Annotated in this window: 3 protein-coding genes; all 3 read left to right on the forward strand. The window is 60.4% G+C overall.

The genetic code is table 11. The annotated features are described in order from the left end of the window. Positions 1 to 337 (forward strand): enoyl-CoA hydratase-related protein (locus tag VJV58_RS04270; protein WP_324136101.1); only part of this gene is annotated, 337 nt, incomplete at its 5' end. 19 nt (positions 338 to 356) lie between these two features. After that, entirely contained in the window at positions 357 to 1,904 is a 1,548-nt protein-coding gene (locus VJV58_RS04275) for an acyl-CoA synthetase (RefSeq protein ID WP_324136102.1), read from the forward strand. A 2-nt stretch (positions 1,905 to 1,906) separates the two neighbouring features. Then, positions 1,907 to 2,137: phosphoenolpyruvate carboxylase (locus VJV58_RS04280; RefSeq protein ID WP_324136103.1), on the forward strand; the 231-nt coding region annotated here is incomplete at its 3' end.

A 2,137-nucleotide genomic window follows, 5' to 3' on the forward strand; every position in this document is an offset into this window, starting at 1 on the left:
CCCCATTCTGGCAAGCCTCGTGCGTGGCGACATCTTACGCGAGCTGACGTATACCGGGCGCATTTTCTCGGCGCAGCAGGCGATGAGCTATGGCCTCGCTACGCGAGTCTGCGAGGATCCGCTCGCGGCAGCGTTCGAGGTCGCGGGCGAGATAGCCAGCAAAAGTCCGGAGGCGATCCGCGCCGCCAAACGGATGCTTAACAATCTCATCGTCGATCCGGGCCCGGCATTGCTCGCTGAATCTGCGGAGCAAATGAAGTTGATGGGCGGGGCCAATCAGCGCGAAGCGGTGCGCGCCAACATGGAAAAGCGCGCGCCGCGATTCGCCGACGTCTAAGCAGAGCGCGATAGAGAAAATGAACGACACTCCCGGGCTCTTCCTTGGCATCATCAGCGGCGAGCGGCGACGTGGCCATGCCGTTGTGGCTGAGCGCGCGGCGCGCATCGCCGGTGGCCTGGAGCGGCTTGGGATCCAGCAGGGCGACAGCGTTTGCATCCTGTTGCGCAATGACATCGCCTTTATGGAATCGGCCTATGCCGCCATGCAGCTCGGCGCCTATGCAGTCCCGATCAATTGGCATTTCAAACCGGAGGAAATCCAATACATCCTGGAGGACTCCGGCACGCGCGTTCTGATCGGCCATGCGGACCTGCTGCATGGACTGGGTGAGGTCATTCCGAAAGGCGTGACGGTGTTCAGTGTGCCGACACCCTCGGAAATTCTGGACAACTACAAAATCATCCCGGATCACCTCGCGGCCCCCGGTTTCGCGATCGATCTGGAGTCTTGGCTTCAACAGCAGCAGCCCTATGATGGTCCGGCGCGACCGCAGCCGCAGAACATGATCTACACATCGGGCACAACCGGGCATCCCAAGGGGGTGCGGCGCAAGGCCCCGACGCCGGAGCAAATCGCCTTCTCCGAGCAGATGCGCGCGATGATCTACGGACTGAAACCAGGTGCCCGTGCATTGCTGCCAGGCCCACTCTATCACTCGGCACCAAACTCTTTCGGGCTGCGAGCCGGTCGTCTTGGCGGCGCGCTGGTGTTGATGCCCCGATTTGAGCCGGAAGAATTCCTGCGGCTCGTCGATCGCGAGAGGATCGACACCATCTTCATGGTGCCGACCATGTTCATTCGGCTGATGAAGTTGCCGGAGAGCGTGCGAAGGAAATACGACATCTCCTCGCTGCGCCATGTAATCCACGCCGCCGCGCCATGTCCCGCCGACGTCAAGCGCGCGATGATCGAATGGTGGGGACCGGTCATCCACGAATTCTACGGCAGCACCGAATCCGGTGCGGTCACCTTCGCCAATTCCCATGATGCGCTAAAGAAACCCGGAACAGTGGGCAAGATTGCGCCGGGCGCGGAGCTGCGTTTTATCGGTGAGGACGGAAGTATTCTGAAGCGCGGAGAGATCGGTGAGATTTATTCCCGGATCGCTCATAGTCCAGATTTCACCTACCACAACAAGCCGGAGAAACGTAGCGAGATCGAACGCGATGGGTTCATTACCTCCGGCGATGTCGGATATATTGACGAAGAGGGATACGTCTTCATCTGCGACCGCAAACGTGACATGGTGATCTCGGGCGGCGTCAATATCTATCCCGCCGAAGTCGAGGCGGCGCTGCACGCCTTTCCCGGCGTGCATGATTGTGCGGTGTTCGGTATTCCCGACGAGGAGTTCGGAGAGGCGTTAATGGCGGTGGTGGAGCCGCAGCCGCGGGTGACCCTCGATGTGGCTGCGCTCCGAGCGCACCTGAAGACATTGCTGGCCGATTACAAAGTGCCGAAGCACGTCGAGATACTCAACGATTTGCCGCGTGAGGATTCGGGCAAGATCTTCAAACGGCGGCTGCGCGATCCGTATTGGCAGGGGGCAGGGCGGAGAATTTAGCCATGTCAGCCCAAGTCGCGCCCTCTGAGCCCGAACTTCGGTCCAGCCGTACCGAAGAAGCTCTGGCGCTTGAGGAAGACGCTCGGCTCCGGAACGATATCCGGCTGCTCGGTCGTATCCTCGGCGACACCGTTCGCGACCAGGAAGGCGCGGATGTGTTCGATCTGGTCGAGAGAATCCGAAAGACGTCGATCCGATTTCATCGAGATAACGACGATCCTGCTCGACGCGAG

It is taken from the genome of Bradyrhizobium sp. (assembly GCF_035273305.1).
In the GTDB taxonomy this organism is placed as follows: domain Bacteria; phylum Pseudomonadota; class Alphaproteobacteria; order Rhizobiales; family Xanthobacteraceae; genus Bradyrhizobium.

Excerpts from the sequence above, each read along its gene's own strand:
- VJV58_RS04275 (WP_324136102.1), top strand. The coding sequence starts at position 357 with ATGAACGACACTCCCGGGCTCTTCCTTGGCATCATCAGCGGCGAGCGG.